The following is a 22,252-nucleotide window of genomic DNA, read 5'->3' as shown; positions in this document are numbered from 1 at the left end:
ATCGTTTTTCAAGCTGTATGCAACGTGGCGGCACCCATTCGGGGCGCTCCGCCCCTTGCAGCTCTTCGACCGCATCGGCGGCTAAGCTCGGCACGACACCGGTCCACAGAAGTGCGCCATCGGGATTGGAATGTCCGTCGCCCTCGAGCTTGTAGATGCTTTCGACGATATACTGGCCGTCATTGTTCAGGCCCTTGATCTCGGAAATCTCGATCACCCGGCGCCGGCCGGTGCGCTTGAAGCGGGCGGAGCGGCAGAGCGACGGCGGCTTCATCATTCGCTGCATGGGGCTGAACCCGATCATGTTGCGCGGCGAAGCCCTGTTGCAGACGGCCTCGCTGAAGGCAGGCGACAGCCTCCGTCTCGGCAAGGATGTCGAATTCCAGTTCGTCGTCAAAGCCGCCGCCAAGGAGGCGCCGAAGAAGAGGCCTCCAAGGCAGGTGACGACAAGCCGAAAAAGTCGCTGCTCAAGCAGCCGGCCCTCCTGGCTGGCAGGGGGTCGCCTACCTCGCCATCGCTACGTGATCCTGTCCGACAGCGGCAGCGCGGAAAGTGGCCCGACGGCCGAGCGCATCAATGCGGAAGCCGGCCGCATTCCGACATGCATCAAGAATGCCCGGCGCATGCGCCAGGTTTCCGAGCAAAGCTTCAACGGCGCTGTCGGCGGCCGCGTTGGCAGGGATGGCGATGCAACCTATGCCGCCCTTTCGCTGGCGTCCGAACCGCTGACGACGCGGCGCTGGCAAAGGCCGCCGAGCCGATCGTCGAGGCCTACAAGCGTACGGCACTCGCAGCCCTCGCCTCGGAAACCCGCGGCAACAATACGCTAGCGCAGAGCCTCTACCAGCAGACCTACGATCTTGTCCCCGACATCAACTGCTCGGCCGCGCGTTTCGCGCTGCAGCGCCGCGCCGCCACGAAGCCGCCCGCCCGCCGTTGATCGACGACATAAACTCGTCGAAGCGGTTTGCCGTAAGACGAGCGTTGCCCGACAATTTCCAGCGCACCCCATGTATTTAATGCGTACACCTGGGAAAGCCGACGCAAAGTTATCGAGCTCGACGGGTCCGCGTAGCCATCGTTTTGTCAACGAGACGAGCGGTCACATAAGCGAAACATACGACCGCGCTGAGAAACACTGAGAATGCGATAGGGCTATTCAATCCAATCGAAGCCGCAACCGGCTTGAAAACGCCGATCGCGCCTCGATGTAGGATGTAGATTGGGTAGGAGATATACCCAATCCATGTTGCCAACGTCTCTGCTTTTGCAGGCATCTCCAAAAAAAGGCCAAGCATTACGATGAGCGGCGCCAAGGCCATCGCGAACATCAAGTCGTAGTAAGGCCGCAGCACGACAGGAACCGGCGCCGCAATGCAAATCATCAGAAGAAGGCAGGGCACAATGGCGGCCCAGCCCTTCCTCCAAGCGGGCATGCCGCCGAATAGACGGCTTATCACGACCCCTGCGGTAAATGAAAACATCACCCTTGGCAGGCCACCTACCGCTGAGGGCCACTCCCAGCCACTATTCAACATACCGTATTTAAAACCGACAAAAACCAAAAATGCAGCCGAGACCAATGCAACTCCGCAGAGGGCGCGGATAGAGAGCCGAAAAAGCCACAGAGCGAAGACTATATTCACCAACAGTTCCCAGAACATCGACCATGCTGGACCGTTGATTGGAAACATTCCTTGCATCGGGTTCGCTTGAAGGAAGTACATTGGGCTGGGCAGAAAGAACGTGTTCGCAGTCGTCGACACCAGCAGGTCGATGACACTTTGATTTCTCAGCCCCCAGCTTGTTAACAGAATGATCTGGATGAGGCCGACCAAAATTCCGATCAAATAGAGCGGATAAAGGCGCTTGATGCGGGCCGCCATAAACGACTGGAACAGCAGACCGCGCGAGAGTCGTTTTCCATAAATTTCGGCGATTATAAATCCGCTGAGAACGAAGAAAAAGTCGACTGCTAGATAGGCTGATGGCGCATAGCTCTCCCGGAAATGTGTAGCGACAACACAAATAGCGGCAAATCCGCGCATTGCATCGAGCGTATAGTAACGGTTGCGGTCGGCAACCGAGACTCCTACATCGTCCATCGCCTGTGGCGAATAACCGCGGTCGAGGCTAGTCATCTTATGGATTATCCTATTACGCGTTGTGTTTGAGGGGCGTTCGGATGCGGTGGATGAGAACGTCACCGAAGCGACGTTCTCATAATTTCAGATGACTGCTTGAGCGCCAGAGCATTCAAATCGCAACACAGGTCTCTGCGGTGGGCCAGAAAATCATGCGGGGTTGGCAACCGCACCCCTGTTACTTTTGCGCTGCCGTGCCTGCTTTATGCTGCCGATCAAGACATTTAAACGAGTTCTGCATAGAACGAATATCAGGCCGCAGTAAGCTATGCCGCCCGCAAGGGTTTCCGCGGTCAAGCGCGGATACGGGGACCAACGAATTAGCAATTCGTGGAGGAGGAAAACGACTGCAACCATTCCTGCACAGGCTATGGTAGGTCGCAGGAATTGCGCCAAATATGCCGGGACACTCAGCTCTATATGCTGCGAAACCTTCCAGCTGGTGATCGGCCAAAACAACAGAACTTCGATCATTATGGCTAAAACAATTGTCGTGACGCCATAAGGATAAAGAATTGCGATCGTCAGGAGTGTGAGGAGGTTTCGTGCCAGCTGGTAGTAAAACCACCAATCCATCTCTCCCTGGCTCTTTATCAAGGATGCCTGCACGTAGCCGATCCCAGCCATCAATCCGATGACGCAGTAGAACCGAACTGGCCAAACGGCCGCGATCCAGTGTGCACCGAAAATTGTCGTGATCGCATCACCTGCAACGGCGGCAAGGCCAATGAATACGGGGTAGGAAACCAGAGCGCAGCCAAACGTTGCCATTAGAAATGCTTCTCGAACTTTCTTCGGATCAGCCCGCAATGAAGAAAGCAAGACGTGCGTGACAGATGTTAAGCCCCCGGCGATGACGTTGTTGATCATATCAAACAGGCGCTTCGAGAAGTTATAGATCCCGAGCGCTGAGGGGCTCAAGAGCACCCCAATGAGCAAGTTGTCCAAGCTCATCGTCTGTAAAAAACGAGTGCCAGATGCAAAGAACCCATAGTGAAGCAGCTCATTGAGGCTTGCTCTCTTCAGGTGAAGCCCGGGCAGCCACCCAGCGCCCCAGAAAGCGGCGCCGCATGATGCCGCTGTGGCCGCGATCTGTGCAATCGCAAGCCCCCACAAGCCGAAACCCGCGAGAACCAAAACAAGGCAAATGCAGGCAGAAGTGATCGTCGCAATCACAGTGCGCACGGCTACCAGATGAAACGACATCTTCCGATTGACAATTGCATTCGGAACGACGGCCGTGAAGTCGAAGAAAACCTTCAATCCCATGATGTAAATCAGGGGTGTGATTTGCTCATGCCCGACGTAGACCGCGATTGGCGAAGCGGCGACGCACAAAGCACCATAGATCAAAAATGAAAAAGCGAGCGAAAGCAGGAATATCGTATCCAGATGGCTGCGCCTGATTTCGGCTTTTTGTATGATCGCTTCGCCAAATGCCGTCGGTCCAAAGCTGCCCGCAAATGACACGATGCTGAAGGCCAGCGCGACAAGGCCGAAATCCTGAGGCTGGAGAACGCGAGACGTCACCACAAAGACAGCGAAGGTCAGGACTGTCGGAATAAGCGTGCTCAGCGCCGACCAGAAAGCACCCGTAACGGCTGCGGCGGATCGGTTCTCACTGACATGGCTGAATAGAATATCGTCGTCTCGTAAAACCGACAAAGTGAGCTCCTACCGGGAATCAGACTATGGAGGGTTGAGGCATTAGATCGGGGGCGGGAATAGCGGGACTTGGATTCATGGGTTTACTCGACTTGTACCAAGTTCCTCCCATCTCATACGGCAGGCGAGACATTGCTGCTAAGAGCTCACTGGCATTTGTCGCTTTCTCCACCAGAGGGCTATCGCCAGTCTGGCTACCGATGACGTCGTGTAGATTGCTTCCGTCCCTCGCAACCGCGATATGCGGCTTATTCAGCAAAAGACAGAGAATATGACCGTGTAGATGGTTGGTGATGATCCGTTGCGCGCCGGACAGGATCTTCACGCCGTAATCGACATATCGAGCCGCGACATCCTCACGATGTTGGGCGATCATCGCTGTGCGGCTAAAGCCATGCCGCAACGCCGACTTGACGACGCTCGACTTGCGTATGCGCGACAGACTGTTCGGACCATTGATCCAATTGGAAAGAGGTCCGTCTACGATCGCTCGCGCTTTCGCTATATCGACCTCGCCCTCTCCGAGAGGCTGCATGACATATAATACCCTGAGAGGATCGGCTTCGAAGGGTTTTAGCGCTTCCATGCCGAATGCAGTGTCCGGGCCGGCCTCTACATCACAATCGAAGTTGGCTTTCGCTAACTCGAAACTCTGACCATCGCGCGTCATGCAAAAAAAATTGCGATGCCTCCCGATCGTACGTTTCGCATATTCCTTGAGGGACTCGTTTGCGAAATGAATCGTTTGCGGCATCTGGATGATCGTTCGATCCGGATATTTCCACATCAAACGGTAGCGAACATCATCCCTGCCCGTCTGCGCGTCTCCAAAGTCGGTCCATCCGCAAATGAATATTGGAGCGTCGCCTGGTGTTGTTTTTATCTCATCTATACTTTGCGCGGCGCTGCTCGTCAGCACCGGGAGGCGCCCCGTTACTTCACGCAATACTATCGACAACCCAAGCCAACTCGCATGATGGCCAGGATCTTTATTTGATGGAAAGTTTATTAAAACGTAAGGCTGTCCCCGGCTTACAAATTTCCTTACAATTTCAATCAACTTTTCTTTTTGTCGTCGTATTACAACTTCGCCGAGGTGATGCATATACTCAACTTGTATTTTCAATACTCAAACAGCAATTACAACCGCAATTTTCAAGAGTCGATTGGAGGATGAATTACTTTTAGGTCATAGTTAAGTGGGCAAATTGTCTCACTTCTTAGCCACCTGCGATCACGAGGTTCGAGCGTGGTCGACGCCTTTTAGGCCTTGGCGACAGCTCCACTTTTGGAGCGTTTGTTGTCTGCTTGAGGCCAAAGTCGACCTTCCCGATTGAGACTCCGACGTCGCGGATTGCTCAGTAATTTGAGACCCCAATTGCACCTGTGACAGCGGAGTTCGTTCGCCATGGACGCTTGCAATCTTGGCTACGATCAAAGTGGTGACCGGGAGTAAGACGCGGCAACCGGTTGCCGAATTCAGTCCCGTGCAAGCTACTTAAGGTTTCTCTCTTCCATTGTTAAACGCCTGACGCGGTGAATGATGAGCAAGCTGGATGGAGTAATGTCGCTCCTGGCGGCTCGGAAACGCCATGCCAAAAATAAGTGACGGTCACTATGCGCGTCAGCATCGTTGCTTTAATTCTCCCAGTGATTTTGTCGGTCGTATCGCAGTCCGCCGCACAAGAAGATCGTAGGTCTTTCGGCTTGCTCGACCGTCTGCCAGACGAAGACCCTTCATGTGATTTCGTCAACCGTTCCTATGAGCGCACCTTTGGAGGCAATTTCGCGTACCGGCTTTACGGCGTTCAGCCGGCGGGCGCTTTTGACCTGCTCGAAATTCGAGTCTTCATTGGTGATTTCGCTTATGATCGACAGGGGCTCGGTAGATGGCATTTGCGACACCGTGGGCTACGCAAGACTGTAGATGGTATCGGAGCAGTTTTCCGGCATTGCTCGAACGCTTCCGACAGCCTCTATGGCGCTGCGCCGGTGAAGGTTTTTCAGGTGGACTGGGCAAGAAATGGCTATAACGCCAAATCAGAAGTCATGATTTCTACAGCGACTTCAAAAATCATCAAAACCACCCGCCAGTTCGTTGGAGCCACCCCAACCGGCTTCCCCGTGATGACGGAAATCTTCGAGACGAAGCGAGATCGGATCAAAGCTCCCTCTGACGCAGTCGATCTTCGCAACGAGTAGGTTTTGCGCGTTCCATGGCTACTGATCCCAGATGAATCGTTGGTCCAGTTGATGGCTCGTTCGGGGGAAGTCGCTGAGAAAGCGTGCCGAGAGAAGGCCTCTTATATGGCGCGCGCGTTGCACAGGGCTGTTCTATGGCTGCCCGAGGGGTTTGGCCTTCTCCGCCTCGCATTCCGGCAGTCGCACAGGTTTGGCGAGGTTCGCCAGCGCCTCGGGCTTGGCGCATGCCGGGAAGCCAGCGAGCGGCATTGTCTCTATGAACCGATTGCGCTCGATTGTGCTTAGGCCGGGTTCACTGATCATGCTCTCGACAGTCACCTCGGGGTGCTGCTTGAGAGTTTCCATAGCTGAAGCATGCGCCTCATCGGTTCGACCCAGTGCCGCAAGCGAGCTGCTGCGCACCACCCAAGTCCACCTTTGGTAGTTGTCAGGCGTCATGCGCTCCAGCATCGTCACCGCGTCCTCATATCGGCCCGCCATAAAATAGGCAGGTGCGAAGAAGTTGGACGCCCACATCGGATAATTCGGGTCGAGCCGCATGACCTTGTCGACCATTTGAGCACCGCGTTCTGGTTCACCGAAGCGTGCTGCATAGCCGCTGTAAAAGGTCAGGATTTCGGACGAACCCGGAGCCAGGCGAAGGGCCGTGTCGAATTCGGACTTGCCGCGGCCCATATCGCCCTTATTGGCAAGGCTCATACCAAACACCGCATGGGCTTCAGCGTCGCTCGGATCAAGCCGCACCGCGCGTTCGGCCACATCGGCGGCCACCTTGCGGTTGCTCTCGGGATCGACGCCAAACACGCCCATCAGATCATGAGCATGGTAAAGTTCTACCCAGGCCCGGGCCAGCCCAGGGTCGAGCTCGACGGCGCGGTTGAGAAACGTGATGGCCTCCTCGTCATCGGCTTTGGTGAGCTTTTCAATCTTTTCGGACCCGAGCAGATAGTAGTCATAGGCATTCAGGTTTTCAGGCCGTTTGCGTTTGGCTGCAGCCCGCCCGGCCTCTTGAATCAGTCCCACTCCGCCGCCGAGGCGGTTGGCGACCTGCTCTGCGATTTCGGTCTGAACGGCGAACACGTCCTCAGCGGGCCGGTCCCAATTCTCCGACCAAAGTTGGTGGCCGGTTTTTGCGTCGATCAACTGTGTTGTGATCCGTACCCGGCCACTCTGCCGCTGGATCGAGCCTTCCAGAACAAAGCCGACATGGAGCGCGCTTGCGACCTGGCGGGCATCCACGGGCTTGCCTTTATAAACGTCCGTCGAATTCCGCGCCACCACCTCGAATTCGGGAAACCGCGCGAGGTCGGTGATGATGTCCTCGGTCAGGCCATCGGCCAGACGCCCGCTAGCCTCGTCGCCGCCATAATTGTTGAAGGGCAGCACCGCCACCGACGGCTTGCCGCTCAAAGGTTCGGGCTGCGAGAACCACCAGACCCCGCCGCCCGCCAGCGCCAGCGCCACGATCGCCGCGGCAGCCGCATTGGCCCAGCGCGGCATCATTTTGAGAAGGGGCCGACGCGCCCGTTTGCCGTCGAGCCTCAGCCGATACATCCGTACCGGGCGGCTGATGTTCTTGACCTGCTGCTCGCCGGCGAAATCGAGCGGCCAGTCGAGTTTGCCCTGGAGATGATCGTATGCCGTGCCCGACACCACGACGCCGCCCGGCTCGGCCAAATGCTCCAGCCGCGCGGCGACATTCACCCCATCCCCATAGACATCGCCATCCACCAAGGCCACATCGCCCAGATTGATCCCGACGCGAAATACGATGCGCTCAGGCTCCGGTAGGTTGGCGTTGCGCGCCGCCACGACATTCTGAAACTCCGCGGCGCAGGCTACCGCATCAACCACGCTATTGAAGGAGACGAGCGCGCCGTCGCCCATCAGCTTGATAATTGTGCCATGGCGCTGGGAGATGGCGGGATTAATCAGTTCGGCGCGGATGGCCTTCAGTCGCTTGATGGTGCCGGCCTCATCGGCCTCCATCGCCTTCGAGTAGCCGACCATATCCGCCGCAAGGATCGCGAGCAGCTTTCGGTCGAGCGCGGGGGTGCCCATCATCGTTGCCTTGCATGAACATGCAATAGTATCGGCAGTCTACACCCATCGAAGCGCTGCAACTAGCACACACCGCCAAAACGGCAGGTCTGCTTGTGGTGCTATCCGGCCCAGAGCCGAAGCAGACCTCACGCGTCCCAAAGGGACGCTCCTCAGCATGCTGAGAATATCTGGCATCCGCACGCCGACACTGCCATAAATGAGCTTCATCGCGGGGAGGCATCATGATGCAGAAGAATGCGCCGGACTTCAGCCTTGAGGGCAAGGTGACTTTGGTGACGGGAGCGAGCCGTGGCATCGGTCGAGCCTGCGCGCTTGCCTGTGCCAGAGCAGGCTCCGATATTGTTTTGGGGGTCCGAGATGTCGCAGCGTCGGCGGGCCTGGTTGCCGAACTCGAGGGGACGGGACGAAAAGTTCTCCCTGTTGAACTGGATATTCCCAACAAGGCCCATATCGCAAACGCCGTCGACGCGGCGCTTACGACGTTCGGTCGGATCGACGTCCTCGTCAACAACGTCGGCGTGGCTCCGGGCAATCTCGCGGAACTCGTTGAGGAGAAGGACCTTGACGAGATACTCGATGTCAACATCAAGGGCACCTTTCTGATGACGCAGGCCGTAGGGCGCCACATGATCAAGCGCAATGGCGGCCGGATCATCAACATCAGCTCACAGGCCGGCACCGTGGCACTGCGCGGCGAGGCAATCTATTGCATGAGCAAGGCGGCAATTAATCACCTCACGCGCTGCCTTGCAGCCGAATGGGCACGTTATAATGTCACCGTAAATACCGTATCGCCGACGTTCATTCACACCGATGGTACAGCACCATTTCTATCCGATGCCGACAATCGCGAAGCGACGCTCGGTCACATTCCACTCGGCCGGATCGGTGAAACCGATGATGTGGTGGGTGCCGTGGTCTTCCTAGCATCGCCGGCTGCGAGCCTAATCACCGGCGCGAACCTGCTGGTGGACGGTGGATGGTCCGTCGCCTGAGCCTAGAGCATTTCCGTTTTTCTCCGAAGCACGGAAATGCTCTATCTCTTTGTTTTCACGCAATTCCCGGTAAAAGCGTTTCACGCGTTGCCTGGCAAAGCCGCTACGCACTTTTGCTGGAATTGCTCTAGGCGATTGTGTCGGGAATTAACCCATTCCCATCTCGGGCAACGCCGAGCATGCCGCCGAGCTTCTTCATCAGCCGGATTCTCAAGCGAACAACTTCCCGCCGGCACGGTCTCGAAGGCAAGGGTCGCCTCGTAGGCAACATTGACCACAGGTCCGTCACGGCGCGAAGTTCGTCGGGACGGACCTGTTGCGCAACCTCTCGATGCGTTACTCTTGACGGATGAAACTCAGCCAGACCATACGGTTCTGCGCCTCCGCCGACGGCACCCGGATCGCCGTCGCGTCGTGCGGGACGGGACAAGTGATCCTGCGGGCGGCTCACTGGCTTAGTCATGTCGACTATGATGTCGAGAGCCCGGTCTGGCGGCCATGGCTGCAGGCGCTCTCGGCTGGAAATCGGTTTGTGCGCTACGATCCGCGCGGCTGTGGTCTATCGGATCGGCATGTCGCCGATCTTTCGGTTGAGGCGTGGCATGCGGACCTGGATGCCGTGGCAGCCTCCATCGAGGAGCCGCGTTTCGTCCTCCTCGGTCTCTCGCAAGGCGGCGCCCTCAGTATCGCGTTCGCCCTGAGGCATCCCGAGCGGGTGTCACACCTGGTGCTCCTGAATGCCTATAGTCAGGGTGCGCGGGCCCGCGCGCAGACCGAGGCCGAGCGCTTGGAAGCCGAGACGCTCGTCAACCTCATCCGCATCGGCTGGGGCCGCGACAATCCGGCGTTCTGTCGGTTCTTTACCAACCTTTTCATTCCAGATGGGACACCCGAACAGCACCGCTGGTGGGGCGATCTGGAGCGTGTGACGGCAGCACCCGACGTTGCCGCGCAACTGCTTTGGCAGATGCAGGGGCTCGATGTGCTTGATCTGGCGACGACACTTCGCGTCCCGACTTTGGTTGCGCATAGCCGCGGCGATATGCGCGTGCCGTTCGACCAAGGCTGCAAGCTTGCGGCCGCGATTCCCGGAGCACGCTTCATACCGCTCGAGAGCAAGAACCATGTGCTCTTGCCAGACGAACCGGCCTGGGCCGTCTTCCACGCCGAACTCGCAACCTTCCTCGGGCAGGATCGACCGGTGCGACCGCGCGCCGTTCGCGACGCCGGTCTGACACCTGCCGAGGCGGCGCTTTTCGACCTCGTCGCGGAGGGGCTCGACAATCGCGCGATCGCAGCCCGCCTTGGCAAGAGCGTCAAGACCGTACGCAACCAACTGTCGGTGATTTTCAGCAAGCTCGGTGTGCATAACCGTTCGCAGGCGATCGTTATGGCGCTTTCCAGGTAGCGAGCTGCGTCGCCCCCACCTTTGGGACAAACGCCCCTTTGCCGGGTCTGAATCCGAAGCTGCGCGGGACAACTGTCTCATGCCGTCAGGCGCGACGGGTCTCATCCTTAAACCGCGATCGGCAAGAGGCCGCCCGTAGATCAGGAGGAATCCGACATGACCCAACTCAACGAAACTACGCTCAATGAGCTCGTGGGCCGCATCCTTGGCGACCTTGGCGGTGCAGTCAGCGTGCCGCTGGTGCGGATCGGAGACGCGCTCGACCTCTACAAGACCCTCAGGGACATCGGACCCGCGACGGCCGACGATCTCGCCGAGGCCGCGAGATGCGCGCCGCGCTATGTGCGCGAATGGCTGGCAGCACAGGCGGCTTCGGGCTATGTGCATTACGAGAATGGCCGGTTCTCGCTCACGCCCGAGCAGGCCTACGTGTTTGCTGAACCCGACAGCCCGGTCAACCTGATCGGCGCATTCGATACGGCTGCCGCGATGGTCGAAAACCAGCCGAAGGTGCAGTCTGCCTTCAAGACCGGTCGAGGCGTGGCTTGGGGGGATCAGGCCGGCTGCATGTTCTGCGCCGTGGCGAGGCTGTTCCGGCCCGGCTATGTGAATGCCCTCGTGCAGGACTGGCTGCCTGCGCTGGATGGAGTCGTCGACAGGTTAAAGGCGGGCGCGACTGTGGCCGACGTGGGGTGTGGACATGGGCTGTCGACGATCCTCATGGCGCAGGCTTTCCCCAATTCCCGGTTCATCGGCTACGACTTCCATGCGGATTCGATTGCGGCCGCGACTGCCCACGCCCGGGCAGATGGCCTGACGAACGTGGACTTTAAGGTGGGCCGGGCGCAGGACTTCGACGGAAACGACTTCGATCTGATCACCTGCTTCGACTGCCTGCACGACATGGGCGACCCCAAGACCGCGGCGGCGCATATCAGAAAGGCACTGAAGCAGGGTGGCACGTGGATGGTGGTCGAGCCCACCGCCGGGGATACGCTCGAAGACAATATCAACCCGGTCGGGCGGCTCTACTACTCCGCCTCGACGATGATCTGCGTTCCCACTTCGCTGGCGCAGGAGACGGGACTCGCGCTTGGGGCTCAGGCGGGAGAGAAGCGATTGACGGAGGTGATCCGGTCAGGCGGGTTCACACATGTCCGGCGCGCAGCCCAGACGCCGCTCAACATGGTGCTCGAAGCAACCTGATGAGAAGTCGTGGCGCGTCCGGGTCCGGCCAGATGGGGCGGGCGCTCCTCACCTGATGACCTTGGGGCAAAGCGGGATCTGTCTTCGTCGGCCTCTGGCTCGCGCCCGGACTTGCATCAGCCTCGACGTCAACGACCTTGATCTCGACGCCAAGGCCAACCCTTTCGCCGATTTCGATCCGTAATGGATGATCGCTCGAAAGAACGCTTCGCGAGTTGATCGCGATTACTGCGTCACCGTTTTTCAACATCGTTTATTCGGCGCTTGCCGAACCCTGCACTTCAAAGCCCAGGACACGCTGATAGAAATCGAGCGATTTCTCAGGTGTTTCGACAAATAGCTCCAAACTCAGTTGCAACTGGTGCCTCCTCTTTTGCTCGGAATGTCTGCTGTTCCTGTGGCCGCCCTCGACCGAGCGTCGTTACCCAAATCGTTCCACCAGGAAATCGATCACCGTTCGCAACATCGCTGTCGGCCGACGGTTCGGCGCATAAATGAGGTACATCGGTACAGGCTTGTAGGACCATTCCGGCAGCACCCGCTCAAGCCGTCCTTCGGCGATATCGGCGGCGAGCAGCAGTTCCGGCTGAAGCGTAATTCCCGCGCCGCTGAGCGCGGCCATGCGCAACGCCGCCCCTTGGTTGGTCGAGAATTTTCCGGAAATCAATACATCACGGATTTCAGCCCCCGGTCCAACCAGGTGCCAGCGATCCTGCATGCGCCAATAGGAGTGGCCGAGGCAGAGATGGTTCGCCAGAGCCTCCGGCGAGGCCGGTCGACCATGGCGGGCAAGATAGTCCGGCGAGGCAGCGAGAATCCGCCGGTAGGGCGTGAGCGGGCGGGCGACGAGGCTGCTGTCCGAGAGCGGACCGATGTGGATACCGAGCTCGAACCCCTCGCCGACGAGGTCATGGACATTGTTGTCGAGCGATAGCTCGATGCTGACGTCGGGATAGGCGTTCTGGTAATCGACCAGCGCCGGCACCAGGACTTGCGTCCCGAAGCTGACCGGCGCAACCAACCGAAGGCGGCCGCGCGGCGCCGATTGCAGCTCGCTCGCCGAAGCCTCGGCCAGCGCCACTTCGGAAAGCGCACGCTTGCAGCGCTCGTAATAGAGCTGACCAACCTCTGTCAGCTGGTGGCGTCGCGTGGTGCGGTGGATCAGTTTCGCCCCGAGCCGGGTCTCAATCGTCTTGATGTGCTTGGCAACCATGGCAGGCGACACTTGCGCGATCTCCGCGGCGGCGGCGAAGCTGCCATTGTCGATGACCCTGACGAACATCGCCATTCCGGCCAGCTTGTCCACAATTGCCTACCTGTTGGTTTCGAATGACGAAACCTGGAGCTTATTTATCAACCAACGAATTTACAACATGGTCGTGATGCCCGCGCCAAGACGACGGACATCACCAACCTGACCAAGGAGAAACCATGCCCATTCTTCACCTGCAGATGCATCCCGGCCGCACCGACGATCAGAAGCGCGCCTTCGCGCGCGAAGCGACCAAGGCCGCCGTCGAAACCCTGGCGTGCCCGCCGGAATCGGTGGAAATCCTGATTACGGAGATCGCCAAGGATTCCTGGGCGGTCGGTGGCAAGCTGAAATCCGAGGCCTGAGAGACGACTGGCAGCGGCGAAAACTCGAGCTGCAGGACGCCGCCGCCATGGTATTGGAGAGGGAGCCGGCAGGCGGCTCCCGTGCTGAATGTGAAGGGTGGCCGGTTGATTTTACTGGCCGCCGCAACTCCACCGCACGCAAGCCTTTGGGCAGCCGACTTCGCAGGGGAATTTGCCTTGTGGTGCATCTGAGCGGTGGCGGAGTTCGGCCCTAGGCGAGCTTTTTCGTCATCGAAGGATAAGGCTGCTTTGCGCCCTCAAGCGTAGAGCCCAGCCAAACGGCGGCTTGAAAGCGGACAACGCATTGGAATGGCGAGGCGGCATGTTTGCGTCAAAAGCCGATTTTACGTTGAACGTGGCGTCTCCGATACCTGCGCCCGTTTTTGGCTCTGTGTCCAGCGGTTCACTCGTTCGCGAGCACTGTCTTTCCAGATGCAAATTGGCGATCATAGAAAATCCGAACCGACAGAACGACGCCGGCGATCAGGACAACAACCCCGGCGACTGCGATCGGAGTTGGCCAGCGCGCATGCACGACAAGTCCGCCGATCACGCCGAAGGCAGTCTCTGAGACGATCAATTGCGCGGCCAAGGCAACCGGCAGGCTGCGTGAGGCTATATTCCAGGCCCAGACGCCGCCCACGGTGGCCAGCAGCGCGAGAGTTGTGCCCCAGACATAGAGGTTGCCGGCAGCGCTCCAGCCGAATCCCAATGTAGGAAGCCGGAAGAGGTCCATCGAAGCACCGATGGGATAGAAGGCCAGCATCAAGGCCCCGCCGCCAACCAGTATCAGCGCCGACCACATGCTGGATGGCATGTCCGGCCGTGCGGCGAGTGCTGCCTGATTGGAAAGCGCGAACCAGACCCAAAGGCCCACGGCGGCAAGCGCCAGCGGCACGCCGATCCACAATGATTGCACAGTGTCCAGTCCTTCGGCCGTGAATGCCGTGCCATTGACGAGGCCAAGGCCGACCAGCACCAGTGCCAGGGGCGCCATGAGGGATCGCCATGGCAATGATGCCTGACGCTGATTGCCGATGACCATCAATACGATTGGTACGAGCCCGAGAAAGGCCGGAGCGATGACTGGGCCGGCAAAGAGGGCCGCTCCCGTCACTGTCAGGAAGTAGCCGACATAGCCGACGAAGGCGAGCCAGATGGCTTGCAGGCAGTTTCGAAGCGTGAGGTGGCGCATGACACCCTTCTCGGAAAACAGAATGTAAAGCCCGACCAGTGCCGAGACGACGTGACGGATGAGGGCAAAATCAAACGTGGAATAGTCACCGATGATGAAGGGCACGACGAAGTTGAGCGAAAAGGCAAAGGCCGCAAAGAGTGCGGCCGACACGCCAACATAGAAAAGTCTGTCCATGATGTTCACCCATTTGAAGTTGCGTCACCCAACCCTGGTCTCCGCGACACCGAGTGTGCCGTTTGGCAATCAAGCGAAATGCTTGATCGAATGGGGAAAATTTATCGGCTACGCGCTCTGGCCGGTAGCCGGCGAAAATGAGAACCTGCCTCTCGATACGCATCACCCGGATCGTGAAACGGTGCTGTATCGCGGGGGGCCGCGATGCGTATGCAACGCTTCGAAGCGGTCATTGCTGCATCATCGGGATTGGATTCAAGCAGACGGCCGTGCCGCCTGTTCAGCGGAGTCGATTTCCCATATCCTCGACATCGAGGCTTTCAATCGGCGGGGTGTCCTGGATCGGCTTGATGCAATGCGGGTTCTGCTTGCGGTAGTTGACGCCGGCAGCTGAACACGCCGCTGCGGAGCGTCAGCCGCAAGGTCGTCGATCCGCCGGAACTGCTCAGACCGGGCGAACTTCGGCAAGCCGCTTGACTGCATACTCGTCCCGCCAGCAGACGGCGGCTTCCCATGCGGCTGATGCTTGCGCGGCGATGTCATGCGCGCCGTCGTCGAGGTCGGCAGCGTTGCCGGGCAGCACCAGGTCAAGGTCGGGGACGTCGACATGTGCCTCGTCCCAATCGATCAACGCGACCCGATCCGCGGTCACGCGGACGTTGCCGGGGTTGCTGGGGTTGCCATGGACAACGCATGTCTGGCGTCCGACTAGCCGCGCCCATGCTGCTCGACATCGCAGAACGCCCTCCGGCGGCATCGCGGCAAGGTTGATCCTCGTTCCGGTTTCGGCATGCAGGAGGCCGCTCGACGATCGCCAGCCTGGGCGCTGCGGCCAGCCCTGCGTCAACCGATGCAGTTCGCGGAGCGTTTCGGCCACGCGACGCCAGTCGGACTCCGTCTCGGGCGGTCCGCCCTCCATGTATTTCATGACGACCAGACCGTTCGCGAACATCCGGCCGTCAGTCGTGGGGATCGGCACTGGAACGTACATCCCTTCACGGTCGAGACGTTGGAGCAGCTCGGTTTCCCATGCGAGATCAGCGTCGGTCCTGGAGCCGAAACGACCGACCGCGATCTGCCCGTTGATGCGAACGCTCCACACGTCGTTGGCGACTCCACCGGCAAGTGGTTCGATGCGGACCGCACCTTCACCCCATTGCCCCAGTGCTTCCCATCCCATTGACGATATCCCTGGCGGTCGTGATCAAATCGACGGAGAAATAGAAAAAGTTTGCGACGCCACGTGACGTCGATAAGCGGGTAGCCCCTTGATATAGGGCCTACGTTCGCATCATGGGGGGAAGGTCCGGCCGTCGCTCTCCCATTCCCTGCCGGACGAGCGATAGAGTAGCGATACCCGCCTCATCGGCCGCACGCAGAAGCGCTTCCCGGAATTGTTCCGGGGCAATCTTCCCGCTCAATGCATCGACGCAGGCTTTGACGGCAGCCACATATTCTTCGCCGTCATCGCAAGGCCAGTCGTTGATCAGAAGACGGGCCGCGTCGCCCAGTGTCCATACGATCTTGCGAGATGCCGGGCCTCGCAAAGCAAATCCAACCGGCGTGAATGATGATGATGTGTTCCAGCACATTGTCCTCGACCCCTCAAGGCACGGATACTGCAGTCCCCAGCTCAATATACGCGCGTATTCTGAAATTTGGAATTGAAAAGTGTAGAGGTATGCGGCTTGGGCGCGAGCTGTCGAATGAAGAAGAAAGGGCGCTCTGGAACCTTAGAGTGCCCTGCGCTCCGTCGAAGTGGTGCACTGATGGACGCATTCCGGGTTCGCAACCGATTGCCCGCCCCGGTGTCAGCGGCGCACGCTTCCCTTTTCGGTCTCCACGCTTCGGATCCCTCACCGCAATTCGGCCGTGACGCGGAAGATGCCGCCGGCCGAAGCATCCGAGCAGACGACGAAGGTCGAGCCCTCCTGCGCCATGAAGGCGACATTGCCGCCGGCTTCGCAGGGGTGGCGCTCCATTGCAGGATGATATCGCCATTGTCGGGCAGTCTCTCTCCGGTGTGATCTGCGCCGCACTTGCCATCCATTCCGTCGCCGACGGCAGGTGGACCGGGGCGTTCAGCTGTTTCGACAGCCAGGCCGTATAGTTCTGCGCCACGGCAAGTGGCACGTCGTCGGCCGGCTGCTGCGGATTGTCGGCATAGGCCTGGGCGGGATCTGAGTTGGCGGTGTTTATTCAGCCATCTCGGCACGGGTGACGGCCTTCGTCGGCATGTAGTAGGACTTGTCGATCTTCACCGCGCCATTGGCAGGATTGGGAAGCGAGGGCAGCGTCTTATAGACCGAGTTGCCGATGACGAGAGCGACCCGGCGCCCACTCTCTTCTGTAACGGCGGCAGATGCCGTGCCGACCGACAGCAGCATTGCCGCGATGATCAGCAGGTAAGCGCACAGTCTCTTGACGTAGTGAAACTTGGGCATGGCTCGATCGCAAACATTCTATTGTTTAAGTTCAATAAAATTTGCTGGCCTGCTGGTGCTGGGCCCCCTCCGCATTCACACTACAAAAATATTCCTCGGCGCTTTAAAAAGCAAGCATCGCCGCCTCCAAGTCAATTGGAGCAGTCCCGTCAGATTGGAAGCCTATCATCGGCAAAAAAGACTGTCGAAATCAGGAATTTAACATGCGGCCGGCGAAGTTTCCTTAACCTCGAAACGTATAGTTGCTGATCGAGGCCGATTTCATCTCGATGGAGAAGCCCGGCAGGGTCGGCGGCATGTAGGCGGCGTTCTCGATCAGGCAGGGGTCGAGGAAGTGTTCGTGCAGATGATCGACATATTCGATGACGCGGCCGTCCTTGGTGCCCGACACCGCCACGTAATCGATCATCGACAGATGCTGCACATATTCGCAGAGACCGACGCCGCCGGCATGCGGCCAGACCGGCAGGTCGAACTTGGCGGCGATCAACAGTACGGCCAGAACCTCGTTCAGCCCACCCATGCGGCAGGAATCGATCTGTACGATGTCGATCGCGCCCTCGGCGATGAACTGCTTGAACATGATGCGGTTCTGGCACATCTCGCCGGTCGCAACCTTCACCGGAGCGATCGCTTGGCGGATCTTGCGGTGGCCGGCGACATCATCGGGGCTTGTGGGTTCCTCGATGAAAAAGGGCTTGGCGAAGGAGAGCGCCTTGACCCAGTCGATCGCCTGGCCGACATCCCACACCTGGTTGGCGTCGATCATCAGGTAACGATCGGGACCGATCACCTCGCGGGCAATCCTGAGGCGGCGGACATCGTCTTCCAGGTCGCGGCCGACCTTCATCTTGATATGGTTAAAGCCGGCATCGATCGCCTCCTGGCAGAGGCGGCGCAGCTTTTCGTCGCCGTAGCCGAGCCAGCCGGCCGAGGTCGTGTAGCAGGCGTAGCCCTCTTTTTCGAGGATGGCGATGCGTTCTGCCTTGCCCGCCTCGGCGCGCTTCAGGATATCGACCGCCTCGGCGCGCGTCAGCACATCGGTGAGGTAGCGGTAATCGACGATATCGGCGATCTCTTCCGGCGACATCTCGGCGACGAGCCGCCAGACGGGCTTGCCGGCCTGTTTGGCGAGAAGATCCCAGACGGCATTGACGACCGCGCCGGTCGCCAGATGAATGGCGCCCTTTTCCGGGCCGATCCAGCGCAACTGGCTGTCGCTCGTCAGGTGCCGCCAGAAGGTGCCGGGGTGGGCGAGAACCTCAGCGAGGTCGGCGCCGACGACGAGGTGGCGCATCGCTTCGATCGCCATGCAGCAAATGTCGTTGCCGCGGCCGATGGTGAAGGTCAGGCCGTGGCCGGCAAGATCAGGCGCATCCGTATCGAGAATGACGTAGGCCGCCGAATAATCTGGATCCGGATTCATCGCATCGGACCCATCCAGGCTTTGCGACGTGGGGAAGCGGAGATCGAAGACACGAAGGTCGGTGATGCGGGTCATGGTTGTTCCTCCCGATTATATGCGCTGATTATAAGAGCCGATTGCAGTGGCCGGGCCGGCCGGCAAGACTGCCGGGCCGGCCGCATCCGCTGAAATCAGATCGTCCAGCCGCCGTCGATGGCGATCGCCTGGCCCGACGTGTAGGTCGCGCCGGCGAGATAGACGGCGAGATCGGCGATCTCTTCCGGCGAGCCGAGCCGGCCCATCGGCTGGCGGGCGATGAAGGCGGCGCGCGCTGCGTCGTAATCGCCCTGCGCGCGCATGCGGTCCTGCAGCGACGGGCTTTCCACAGTGCCGGGGCAGATGGCGTTGCAGCGGATGCCCTGACCGACATAATCGGCGGCAACGGCTTTGGTGAGCCCGATCACCGCCGCCTTGGTGACGCCGTAGGCGAAGCGGTTCGGCACGCCCTTGATGCTGGAGGCGACGGAAGCCATGTTGATGATCGCTCCGTCCTTGCGTTCGATCATGCCGGGCAGCACGGCGCGGATGGTGCGGATCATCGCCTTGACGTTGAGGTCGAAGGCGAATTCGAGATCGGAATCCTTCATCTCTAGGATCGAGCCGGCATGGACGAAGCCGGCGCAGTTAAATAGCACGTCGACAGCGCCGATTTCGGCGACAAGGGCCTTGACCGCGTCCTCTTCGAGCACGTTCAACTGATGGGTGAAAACGCCGGTTTCAGCGGCAAGGGTCGCCAGCGCCTCGGTGTTAATATCCGTCGCGTGAACCCTGGCGCCGATCGCGGCAAAGGCTGCCGCCGTCGCCCGGCCGATGCCCTGACCGGCGGCGGTGATGAGAACGGTCTTGCCGGAAAGTCTGTTTGTCATGTCACGGGCCTTTTCTGGAATTGTCTACGCTGGACGATGGAGGACGGTTGATGTCTTGGCAAAGCTCGGCGTGATGCAGCGCGCCGGTCCGCTTCCTGAGGTGCGCGGCTTTCTGCGTTAAATGGAGGAGTTGGCGCTGTTGCACAGGCAGATCAGCGGCGGATTCAGCCGATTGACTGCTTTTTCGGCGATCTCCGCCGGCGGCAGGGCCGATGACCATTCCCTTTCGCTGCACGGTCTTCCTCCCTGTCCCGGCTTGCTTATGATCCTGCCGCTCGGGCGCCTTCAATACCGCAGTCGTTCGTTTGGATCGACCTTTTCAGTGATGATTTGTCTGTTTATAGACAAACAGACGATTGGCCAAGGGTCAAGTGCGAAGTTTTCCTTTTCCAGCCGCAGTTCTGCGTATATGCAGAGTGATATTCACAGGAGGATGGAATGGAGACCGACGAGTCCGATCGCTACCGCGCTCCTGCCCTCGACAAGGGCCTCGATATCCTGGAATTGCTCGCCGGCGTCGACAGCGGCCTCACCCAGGCCGAAATCGCCAAACGGCTCGACCGCAGCCCCAACGAATTCTACCGCATGCTCGACCGACTGGTGCGCCGCGGTTACGTCACCCGGCTGGATGGCGACCGCTATTCGCTGACGCTGAAGCTCTTCGGTCTTGCGCAACTGCACGCGCCGGTGCGCCGGCTTGCCTCCTATGCCACGCCGCTGATGCGCGATCTCGCCCAGCGCACGCGCCAGGCCAATCATCTTGCCGTCTTCGATCGCGGCGCAGCTGTCGTCATCGCCCAGCAGGAGGCGCCGGACTATTGGGGATTCTCGATCCGCATCGGCGCCCATATCAGCCTCTTTGATACCGGTTCGGGGCATGTGCTCCTTGCCTTCCGCAGCGAGGAGGAGCGGGAGATGATGATCTCGGAACATGTTCGCAGCCGCTCAGACATCGAGCTTGGCCCCGAATTCTACGATCGTCTCCACCAGATCCGCGAGCGCGGCTACGAGATGATGGCAAGCGCCCAGACGTCAGGCGTCTACAATCTCTCCGCTCCGATTCTTGGACCGGACCGCCGCTGCATCGCCGCCCTCACCTGCCCCTTTATCGCCCTCGTCAATGCGCCGTCCGCTCCCGATATCACGCAGGCGATCACGCTGGTGCAGAAGACCGCCGCCCAGCTTTCGCTGCTTGCCGGAGCCGACGTCGCAGCTCCGCAGGAGGCCTAGGAATTTCTATTTGAACAATCCATTCACCAACGATAGGCTTGCGGCAAAGGCTTACTCTTGGAGGAGAAGAGCGTGTTCATAGACACCCATTTGCACATCATCGACCGGTCGGCCCTGCCCTATCCCTGGCTCTCCGGCGTGCCTGATCTCGATCATGATTTCCTCTACGAGACCTATGCGACGGAGGCCCGGCGCTGCGGCATTACCGCGGCGCTGCATATGGAGGTCGACGTCGATCCCGCCGCGATGCAAGCCGAGACCGATCACGTAGCCAGCATCGCCAAAAAGGACGGCAGTCTGATTGCCGGCGCCATCGTCTCCTGCCGTCCGGAAGAGGAAGGCTTTGGCGCCTATCTCGAGAGGCAGAAGGCCGATCCCTTCGTCAAGGGGTTCCGCCGCGTGCTGCATGTGGTGCCAGATGATGTCTCCGAAGGCGCTCTGTTTCGCGAAAACATCAGGCGCATCAGCGGCAGCGGCCTGACTTTCGACCTCTGCACGTTGCCGCATCAGGCGAGCCGTGTAACCACGCTTGCCGATCTTGCGCCTAATGTGCAGTTCGTTCTCGACCATTGCGGCGTGCCGGATATCCGTTCGGACGCCTTTCAGCCGTGGAGGGCCGGCATATCAGAGATTGCACGGCGGCCGAACGTGGTCTGCAAGGTCTCCGGCGTTGTCGCCTATGCCGACGCGAAAACTTGGACGGCAGAAACGCTGCAGCCTTATCTCGAACATGTGATCGCAAGTTTCGGCTGGGACCGCGTCGTCTGGGGCAGCGATTGGCCAGTCTGCACGCTCGGTGGGGGCCTGTCTACCTGGGTCGCGGCGACCCATGCGATGCTCTCAGGTAGCAGCGAGGCAGAGCGCTCGAAGTTGCTTTTCGCCAATGCGCAGCGCCTCTGGTCGCTCTGACGTCACAAAATAAAGCGACCGGTCTCCCAGGCGTGCCATTTCGGGATGTTTTTTGTACAATTCCGGGACAAAAAACGCCCGATTTTCGGGCTTAACGCTATCTACATGCAAGCAATTGCTAGCCTTATTTATCTCGGCTAAAAGTTGTTGACACGGATATGGCGAATGACCCCTGTCCGCTGCCTTCAGAAGGGAAAATGAAATGAAAGAAGAACCGCATTCCGTCGATGTTCACGTCGGAAAGACGATCCGTATCCAGCGTCTGTTGAGGAAAGTTTCTCAGACGGAACTGGGCGATCGTGTTGGCGTAACGTTCCAGCAGATCCAGAAGTACGAAAAGGGTTCCAACCGCGTTTCCGCCAGCATGCTGGTCGAAATCGCCGGCGCGCTGAAGGTTGATGTCAGGACGTTTTTTGACGACCTGTCGACCCCTGACACGGCCAACGACAATACCGCTCCGAGCGAAGAATTCGTTATTTCGCGCGAAGGTGTGCTTCTCAATGCGGCGTTCTTTTCGATCAAGAACGAAGCGCTTCGCAAGAAGATCCTGAAGCTCGTCCAGGCGATTGCCAAAACCGGGGAGTTGGACACCGAAGCGGCCGAATAGACCGGTTGTCCTTCACGCGCTCCGAACGGACCGCATGAGGATCAATCGCGGTTGATCG

General features: G+C 59.3%; 20 protein-coding genes and 4 pseudogenes. 10 read left to right on the top strand and 14 right to left on the bottom strand.

The genetic code is table 11. The features are described from left to right. Window positions 1-31 precede the first annotated feature (31 nt). A pseudogene (locus U5G49_RS24040) lies at window positions 32-247 on the bottom strand (CpaF family protein); the annotation flags it as partial. On the opposite strand from U5G49_RS24040, the pseudogene U5G49_RS24035 reads away from it, so the two are divergent. Beyond that, window positions 243-940: pseudogene (locus tag U5G49_RS24035) on the top strand (FHA domain-containing protein); the annotation flags it as partial. The pseudogenes U5G49_RS24040 and U5G49_RS24035 sit on opposite strands and share 5 nt — an antisense overlap. A gap of 109 nt (window positions 941-1,049) precedes the next feature. Here the strand turns inward: U5G49_RS24035 and U5G49_RS24030 are convergent. The 3 genes from U5G49_RS24030 to U5G49_RS24020 form a co-directional block, all read right to left on the bottom strand. Next, entirely contained in the window at window positions 1,050-2,141 is a 1,092-nt protein-coding gene (locus tag U5G49_RS24030; RefSeq protein WP_193443924.1) for an acyltransferase family protein, read from the bottom strand. 153 nt (window positions 2,142-2,294) lie between these two features. Further along, on the bottom strand, window positions 2,295-3,809 hold the full coding sequence (locus tag U5G49_RS24025; protein ID WP_193443922.1) for a lipopolysaccharide biosynthesis protein: 1,515 nt from the start codon (window positions 3,807-3,809) through the stop codon (window positions 2,295-2,297). Window positions 3,810-3,828: 19 nt separating this feature from the next. Continuing rightward, window positions 3,829-4,914 (bottom strand): polysaccharide pyruvyl transferase family protein, encoded by a 1,086-nt coding sequence (locus tag U5G49_RS24020; RefSeq protein ID WP_193443919.1) that lies wholly within the window; start codon window positions 4,912-4,914, stop codon window positions 3,829-3,831. Window positions 4,915-5,426: 512 nt separating this feature from the next. Here U5G49_RS24020 and U5G49_RS24015 point away from each other — a divergent pair. Beyond that, on the top strand, window positions 5,427-6,011 hold the full coding sequence (locus U5G49_RS24015) for a hypothetical protein (RefSeq protein WP_193443917.1): 585 nt from the start codon (window positions 5,427-5,429) through the stop codon (window positions 6,009-6,011). A gap of 132 nt (window positions 6,012-6,143) precedes the next feature. Here U5G49_RS24015 and U5G49_RS24010 read toward each other — a convergent pair whose 3' ends face one another. Continuing rightward, window positions 6,144-8,072 carry an adenylate/guanylate cyclase domain-containing protein gene (locus U5G49_RS24010; RefSeq protein ID WP_193444155.1) on the bottom strand — a complete coding sequence of 643 codons (1,929 nt, stop codon included), beginning with the start codon at window positions 8,070-8,072 and terminating at the stop codon, window positions 6,144-6,146. Window positions 8,073-8,299: 227 nt separating this feature from the next. On the opposite strand from U5G49_RS24010, the gene U5G49_RS24005 reads away from it, so the two are divergent. From U5G49_RS24005 to U5G49_RS23995, 3 genes are all read left to right on the top strand, one after another. Then, window positions 8,300-9,070 carry an SDR family NAD(P)-dependent oxidoreductase gene (locus U5G49_RS24005; protein WP_193444153.1) on the top strand — a complete coding sequence of 257 codons (771 nt, stop codon included), beginning with the start codon at window positions 8,300-8,302 and terminating at the stop codon, window positions 9,068-9,070. Between the two features lie 349 nt (window positions 9,071-9,419). Next, complete coding sequence (locus U5G49_RS24000; protein ID WP_047618112.1) at window positions 9,420-10,478, top strand: alpha/beta fold hydrolase; 1,059 nt, start codon at window positions 9,420-9,422, stop codon at window positions 10,476-10,478. Window positions 10,479-10,634: 156 nt separating this feature from the next. Further along, on the top strand, window positions 10,635-11,684 hold the full coding sequence (locus tag U5G49_RS23995) for a class I SAM-dependent methyltransferase (RefSeq protein WP_193443915.1): 1,050 nt from the start codon (window positions 10,635-10,637) through the stop codon (window positions 11,682-11,684). A gap of 253 nt (window positions 11,685-11,937) precedes the next feature. On the opposite strand, the gene U5G49_RS37160 is transcribed toward U5G49_RS23995, so the two are convergent. Continuing rightward, window positions 11,938-12,042, bottom strand: coding sequence for a VOC family protein (locus U5G49_RS37160; protein WP_376770320.1), 105 nt, complete (start codon window positions 12,040-12,042; stop codon window positions 11,938-11,940). Window positions 12,043-12,105: 63 nt separating this feature from the next. Beyond that, window positions 12,106-12,990, bottom strand: a complete 885-nt coding sequence (locus U5G49_RS23985) for a LysR family transcriptional regulator (RefSeq protein WP_193443912.1) — start codon at window positions 12,988-12,990, stop codon at window positions 12,106-12,108. 125 nt (window positions 12,991-13,115) lie between these two features. Here U5G49_RS23985 and U5G49_RS23980 point away from each other — a divergent pair, with 125 nt between their 5' ends. Beyond that, window positions 13,116-13,301: a 4-oxalocrotonate tautomerase gene (locus tag U5G49_RS23980; RefSeq protein WP_003594927.1), complete on the top strand. Its 186-nt coding sequence runs from the start codon at window positions 13,116-13,118 to the stop codon at window positions 13,299-13,301. 403 nt (window positions 13,302-13,704) lie between these two features. Here the strand turns inward: U5G49_RS23980 and U5G49_RS23975 are convergent, their stop codons facing one another. Then, window positions 13,705-14,673 carry a DMT family transporter gene (locus U5G49_RS23975; protein ID WP_193443909.1) on the bottom strand — a complete coding sequence of 323 codons (969 nt, stop codon included), beginning with the start codon at window positions 14,671-14,673 and terminating at the stop codon, window positions 13,705-13,707. Between U5G49_RS23975 and U5G49_RS23970 the strand changes: the two genes are divergently transcribed. Then, on the top strand, window positions 14,672-15,067 hold the full coding sequence (locus tag U5G49_RS23970; RefSeq protein ID WP_193443907.1) for a hypothetical protein: 396 nt from the start codon (window positions 14,672-14,674) through the stop codon (window positions 15,065-15,067). The genes U5G49_RS23975 and U5G49_RS23970 overlap by 2 nt on opposite strands. Before the next feature lie 51 nt (window positions 15,068-15,118). Here the strand turns inward: U5G49_RS23970 and U5G49_RS23965 are convergent, their stop codons facing one another. The 6 genes and pseudogenes from U5G49_RS23965 to U5G49_RS23945 form a co-directional block, all read right to left on the bottom strand. Next, on the bottom strand, window positions 15,119-15,853 hold the full coding sequence (locus U5G49_RS23965; RefSeq protein WP_193443904.1) for a phosphotransferase enzyme family protein: 735 nt from the start codon (window positions 15,851-15,853) through the stop codon (window positions 15,119-15,121). Window positions 15,854-15,953: 100 nt separating this feature from the next. Continuing rightward, a complete protein-coding gene (locus tag U5G49_RS23960; RefSeq protein ID WP_193444151.1) occupies window positions 15,954-16,265 on the bottom strand; it encodes a DUF982 domain-containing protein in 312 nt (103 codons plus the stop codon). 264 nt (window positions 16,266-16,529) lie between these two features. Then, window positions 16,530-16,949 (bottom strand): annotated as a pseudogene (locus U5G49_RS23955) (protein kinase domain-containing protein); the annotation flags it as partial. Further along, window positions 16,926-17,117 (bottom strand): annotated as a pseudogene (locus U5G49_RS37155) (hypothetical protein); the annotation flags it as partial. The pseudogenes U5G49_RS23955 and U5G49_RS37155, both read right to left, overlap by 24 nt. 223 nt (window positions 17,118-17,340) lie before the next feature. After that, window positions 17,341-18,618: an L-fuconate dehydratase gene (locus U5G49_RS23950; protein ID WP_182565702.1), complete on the bottom strand. Its 1,278-nt coding sequence runs from the start codon at window positions 18,616-18,618 to the stop codon at window positions 17,341-17,343. Between the two features lie 95 nt (window positions 18,619-18,713). Continuing rightward, window positions 18,714-19,448 carry an SDR family oxidoreductase gene (locus tag U5G49_RS23945; protein WP_018246192.1) on the bottom strand — a complete coding sequence of 245 codons (735 nt, stop codon included), beginning with the start codon at window positions 19,446-19,448 and terminating at the stop codon, window positions 18,714-18,716. Window positions 19,449-19,886: 438 nt separating this feature from the next. On the opposite strand from U5G49_RS23945, the gene U5G49_RS23940 reads away from it, so the two are divergent. The 3 genes from U5G49_RS23940 (at window position 19,887) to U5G49_RS23930 (ending at window position 22,194) form a co-directional block, all read left to right on the top strand. Further along, a complete protein-coding gene (locus U5G49_RS23940) occupies window positions 19,887-20,678 on the top strand; it encodes an IclR family transcriptional regulator (RefSeq protein WP_112908783.1) in 792 nt (263 codons plus the stop codon). Between the two features lie 72 nt (window positions 20,679-20,750). Continuing rightward, window positions 20,751-21,587 (top strand): amidohydrolase family protein, encoded by an 837-nt coding sequence (locus U5G49_RS23935; protein ID WP_193443900.1) that lies wholly within the window; start codon window positions 20,751-20,753, stop codon window positions 21,585-21,587. Between the two features lie 202 nt (window positions 21,588-21,789). Then, window positions 21,790-22,194, top strand: coding sequence for a helix-turn-helix domain-containing protein (locus tag U5G49_RS23930; protein ID WP_112908785.1), 405 nt, complete (start codon window positions 21,790-21,792; stop codon window positions 22,192-22,194). Window positions 22,195-22,252: the final 58 nt, after the last annotated feature.

Source organism: Rhizobium indigoferae, assembly GCF_034554815.1.
GTDB lineage: Bacteria > Pseudomonadota > Alphaproteobacteria > Rhizobiales > Rhizobiaceae > Rhizobium > Rhizobium leguminosarum.
This window is presented reverse-complemented; position numbering and strand designations above follow the sequence as displayed.